At 65.5% G+C, this 4438-nt stretch carries 5 protein-coding genes; 1 reads left to right on the forward strand and 4 read right to left on the reverse strand.

Annotation, left to right across the window (positions count from 1 at the left end):
* The 4 genes from EN994_RS19490 to EN994_RS19505 form a co-directional block, all read right to left on the reverse strand.
* The coding region (locus EN994_RS19490; RefSeq protein ID WP_164746018.1) for an ATP-binding cassette domain-containing protein at positions 1-465 on the reverse strand (465 nt) is incomplete at its 3' end.
* Positions 466-554: 89 nt separating this feature from the next.
* Positions 555-1568 carry a substrate-binding domain-containing protein gene (locus tag EN994_RS19495; protein ID WP_013530992.1) on the reverse strand — a complete coding sequence of 338 codons (1014 nt, stop codon included), beginning with the start codon at positions 1566-1568 and terminating at the stop codon, positions 555-557.
* Between the two features lie 103 nt (positions 1569-1671).
* Positions 1672-2580, reverse strand: a complete 909-nt coding sequence (locus tag EN994_RS19500) for a sugar phosphate isomerase/epimerase (protein WP_013530991.1) — start codon at positions 2578-2580, stop codon at positions 1672-1674.
* A complete protein-coding gene (locus EN994_RS19505; protein ID WP_063168291.1) occupies positions 2577-3608 on the reverse strand; it encodes a Gfo/Idh/MocA family oxidoreductase in 1032 nt (343 codons plus the stop codon). Before EN994_RS19505 ends, EN994_RS19500 begins: the two co-directional genes overlap by 4 nt.
* A gap of 196 nt (positions 3609-3804) precedes the next feature.
* On the opposite strand from EN994_RS19505, the gene EN994_RS19510 reads away from it, so the two are divergent.
* The coding region (locus EN994_RS19510) for a LacI family DNA-binding transcriptional regulator (RefSeq protein ID WP_164746019.1) at positions 3805-4438 on the forward strand (634 nt) is incomplete at its 3' end.

Below are 4438 nucleotides of genomic sequence, written 5' to 3' on the forward strand. Positions count from 1 at the left end.
CGCCACGCCCTGGCGTTCGCCGCCCGAAAGCTGGCCGACGATCGACTGCGGCGTGAACACTTTCGAGGTGAAGCCGATCTCGCGCATCAGCCGGCTTGCCTCCTCGATCTCCTTGTTGACCCTGAGAAAGCCCATGAAGCCGGTCAGCTCGCGGCCCATGAAGATGTTGCGAACGATGGTCTGCTGCACGGCCAGCGCCCGGTCCTGGAACACCGTCTCGATGCCGGCCTCGCGCGAACGCGCCGCGCTCCACCCGGTCACCGGCTTGCCACGCACGAGGATTTCGCCGCTGGTCGGCTTGACCACGCCCGAGAGGATCTTGATCAGCGTCGACTTGCCGGCGCCATTGTCGCCGAGCAGGCCGACCACCTCGCCGCGGTCGACGCTGAGATTGACCCCGCCCAGTGCATAGACCTGGCCATAGGACTTGCTGATGTCGCGCAGTTCGATGAGGCGTTCGGCCATCGGATGCTCGCTTTCATTGTCTCGTGCCGGCGTCGTCGCCAGCGGTCCCGCCGGCCGGGGCCTGAGATCCCGGCCGGCGGCTTGGGAGGTCAGCGCAGCGCCTGCTTGGCGAGCTCGGCGACGATCTCGTAATTTTCGGGCGTGACGAAGCCGGCGCCGGTGTCGACATTCATCGGCGCCAGCCCCAGCACAACCTGCTGGCAGAGGCTGAGGATCGGCAGATAGCCCTGCAGGAACGGCTGCTGGTCGGCGGTCAATTGCACCCAGCCACCCTTGAAACCCTCGACGATCTGCGGGCTGGTGTCGAAGCCGAAATTGAAGATCTCGCCCGCCTTGCGTCCGGCCGCCTGCATATAGGTCGAGACATTGCCGAGCATCTGCCCGCCGGGATAGCCGACCGCCTTGACGTCGGGATTGTTGAGCAGCGCCGCGGTGATCACCGGAATGGCCAGGTTGGGATCGGACGCCCATTCGCCGCTCGGCGGTGAGGACAACTGGATGACCTCGACGCCGGCTTCCTTGAGCGCCGCCACCGTGCCGCGTTCGCGCGCGCCGCGACTTTCGTTTTCGAACGGACCGATCATGATCGCCTTGTCGCCGGCCTTCAGCTTGCCCAGTTTGAACGCCTCGGCGCCGAGCGCGCGGCCCTGCTGTTCCTGCTGGGCGCCGACATAGCCGCCGCCGAACGCTTCCACCACCTTCGGCACAGGCACGTTCTGGTACATCATCTTGATGCCGTCCTTGTGCGCCTGTTCGGCGAGCGGCATGATTGATGCGTCGCCCGGATGGCCCATCATGGCGATGCCGTTGGGCTTGACCGCGACGGCCTCGCGCAGTTGCTGCACCATCTTTTCGATGTCCCACTGGGAGAAGATGTAGTCGACCTTCGGCCCCAGATCGGCCTCTGCCTGCTTGGCGCCATTGTAGACGATGGTGCCGAAAGCGTCGCCCTCGGCGCCGCCGACGAAGAAGCGGATGTGGACGTCCTTGCACCATTTGGCGTCGAGCGCCTGCGCGGGCAAGGTGGAGATCGCAGCGGCAAGCACCGTGGCGGCGGCCACGACGGTCGAGCGCAGAACTGTCCTTCTCATCGTCATGCTCATGCACTTATCCTCCCTTTTTGTCCTCGCAAGCGAGGGGTTTCGACATTCGCTTCGGCAATGTGCGTTGCAGACATCCCGGCCGGCTCCTCCCGCCGGCCGATCCTCACATCGGGTTCGGCAGGTAGCTGGCCCCTCCCCGGCATTGCTTGAGATATTCCAGCGCGCGCACCTGCCCGGTGATTTCGAGATCGCCTCGATAGACAGGGTCGTGCCAGCCTTCGATGTCGATGGCGCCCTTGTATCCGGCCAGCCGCAATTCGCTGATCACCCGCGTCCAGTCGCTGTCGCCGAAGCCCGGCGTTCGCATCTGCACGAAGGGCAGCCGGCCGAACACGCCATGCTCGCGGATGACATCCCAGCGCACCGTCGCGTCCTTGCCGTGGACGTGGAAGATGCGCGGCGCCCATTTGCGGATCTGCGGCATCGGATCGATCAGATAGACGAGCTGGTGGCAGGGCTCCCATTCCAGTCCGAGATTGTCGTCCGGCACTTCGTTGAACATCAGCTCCCAGGCGTCCGGATTGTGGGCGATGTTCCAGTCGCCGGCGGCCCAGTTGCCGTCCATCGCGCAGTTCTCGAAGGCGATGCGCACGCCCTTGTCGGCGGCGCGCCTGGCCAGCGGTCCCCAGACCTCCTTGAAGCGCGGCAGGCTGTCGGTCAGCTTCTTGCCGCGCAGGCGGCCGGTGAAGCCGCTGACCATCGAGGTGCCGAACAGATGCGCATTGTCGATGACCGTCTCCCAGGCCTTGAGCACGCCGCGATCGACCTCGCCGTCTTCCAGCGGATTGCCGAACACGCCGAGCGAGGACACGGTGACGTCGGCATCGCCGATCGCCTCGCGGATCTGGCCGGCCAGCCGCGGCAAATCCTTGCCGCCCAGCGTCTGCCAGAAGAAGGGCTGGATGCTCTCGAAGCCGAGCGGCAGGATCTGCTTGATGTAAGCCGCCGGGTCGTCGAGATTGGCCCGCACCATGGTGCCGATCCGGATGTCGAGAAGCGGGTTCGGCGTCATTGTGCTTCCTCTGCGATTGTCACGCGGCGGCCGGTCTCGGCGCTTTCGATGGCGCCAAAAACCATGGCCAGGCTCTTGATGTTGTCGCCGCCGCGCGTTTCCGGCTCGGTGCCGGTCTCGATGGCGTGCATGAAATCCTGGAGAATGCCGAGATGGCCGCCGACGCGATCGGACGCATCGAGCGGCGGCACCTCGATCGGCTGGGTTTTGTCGAACATTCCCTCGCGGCCCGGCATCACTGCTTCTGCCCTCAAATCGTCATGACCGTCCCAGATGAGGCTGCCGCGCTCGGCAACGATGCGCCATGCACTTTCCCAACTGGTGCGGAAGCCGGCCGCGCACCAGCTGCCGGCGTAGGTGAAGACCTTGCCGTCGCCGAGATCGAAGACGGCGCTGGCCGAAGATCCCTGCCTGTACCAGGAACTGGCCGGCTCCCATTCCTGGCAATAGACGCCGGCCGGCTCGCCATTCACCATATAGCGAGCGGCGTCGAAGGTGTGGATCGCCATGTCGAGCAGCAGCACATGGGCCATCTCCTCGCGAAAACCGCCGAAATGCGGCGCGACGAAGAAGTCGGCGTGGATGCTGGTCGGCGCACCGATGGCGCCGGAGTCCAGGAACCTCCGGATGCGCCTGACATTGGCGACATAGCGGCGGTTCTGCACGACCGCATGGATGCGCCCGGCGCGGCGCGCGGCCTCGACGATGGCGCGCGCATTTTCCGGACTGTCGGCGAGCGGCTTTTCCGTCAGCAGATGGCAATTGTGCGCAAAGGCGGACAGCGCGACCGCGCGCCGGGCGGCGGGAACCACGACATCGAACACCGCTTGCGGTTTGATCTGATCGAGGACGGCATCGAGGCTGCTGCCGATGACGGCATTGGTGAGGCCGTATTCGTGCGCCCGCGCCCGTGCCCTGTCGGCATCGAGATCCACAAGGCCGACAATGGCGAGCCCGTTGACTTGCTGCGCGGCATCGAGCCAGGCCTTGCTCATCGCTCCGCAGCCGACCAGGACGGCATTGATCATCCGGCGCTCCTCCTCCGCTCGGTCCCTCCAGACCGATCGTCACGGCATCCACGGCATGACCGTAAACGTTTTTCCGTAAACGTTTACGAGAACACACCCGAAGGCGTAGAATGTCAATTGGCCGCTCGTGAAAATCGTCCTGTCGCCTTGGCCTGAGCGGCTACCGGTGCTAGCCAAGCAAGGGGAGTACAGTCACTTGGCATCCAGCATTCATGACCTTGCCCGTCACCTGAACATTTCGATCGGCACGGTGTCGCGGGCGCTGAACGGCCGCGCCGACGTCAATGCCGACACGCGCCAGCGCGTGCTCGAGGCGGCCAGGACGCTCAACTATTCGCCGAACCAGTCCGGCCGCAGTCTGCGGCAAGGCGCCACCCATTCGATCGCCTTCATGCTGCAGCCGCATCCGGGCGACCAGCAATATGGCGAGCCGTTCTTCATTCCGTTCCTGATCGGGCTGCAGGCCAGGCTTGCGGAAAGCGGGCTCGACCTGACCGTGGTCATGGGCGCGCCGGGCGACTACCAGCAGGAGCGCCTGCGCCGCGTCGTCGAGACGCGCCGCGCCGATGCGGTGCTGCTGGCCTGGACGCGGCGCGAGGATGAACGCATCGACTATCTCACCCAGGCCGGCTTTCCCTTCGCCACGCTCGGCCGCAGCCGCTCCGGAACCAAGTCCTACCCTTCCCTCGACCTCGATTTCGAGAAGGCCGGCGACGACGCGGTCGACCGCCTCGTGGCGCGCGGCCACCGCCGCATCGCCGCCGTCCGCCCGTCGCTCGACCTTAATTTCGGCTATCTGTTTTTGGTCGGCTATCGCAAGGCCTTGCGGC

Source organism: Mesorhizobium sp. M7A.F.Ca.CA.002.09.1.1 (assembly GCF_003998555.1).
Taxonomy (GTDB): Bacteria; Pseudomonadota; Alphaproteobacteria; order Rhizobiales; family Rhizobiaceae; genus Mesorhizobium; species Mesorhizobium ciceri.

Coding starts and splice junctions, on each gene's coding strand:
- EN994_RS19495 (WP_013530992.1), bottom strand. CDS start 1,568: ATGAGCATGACGATGAGAAGGACAGTTCTGCGCTCGACCGTCGTGGCC.
- EN994_RS19500 (WP_013530991.1), bottom strand. CDS start 2,580: ATGACGCCGAACCCGCTTCTCGACATCCGGATCGGCACCATGGTGCGG.
- EN994_RS19505 (WP_063168291.1), bottom strand. CDS start 3,608: ATGATCAATGCCGTCCTGGTCGGCTGCGGAGCGATGAGCAAGGCCTGG.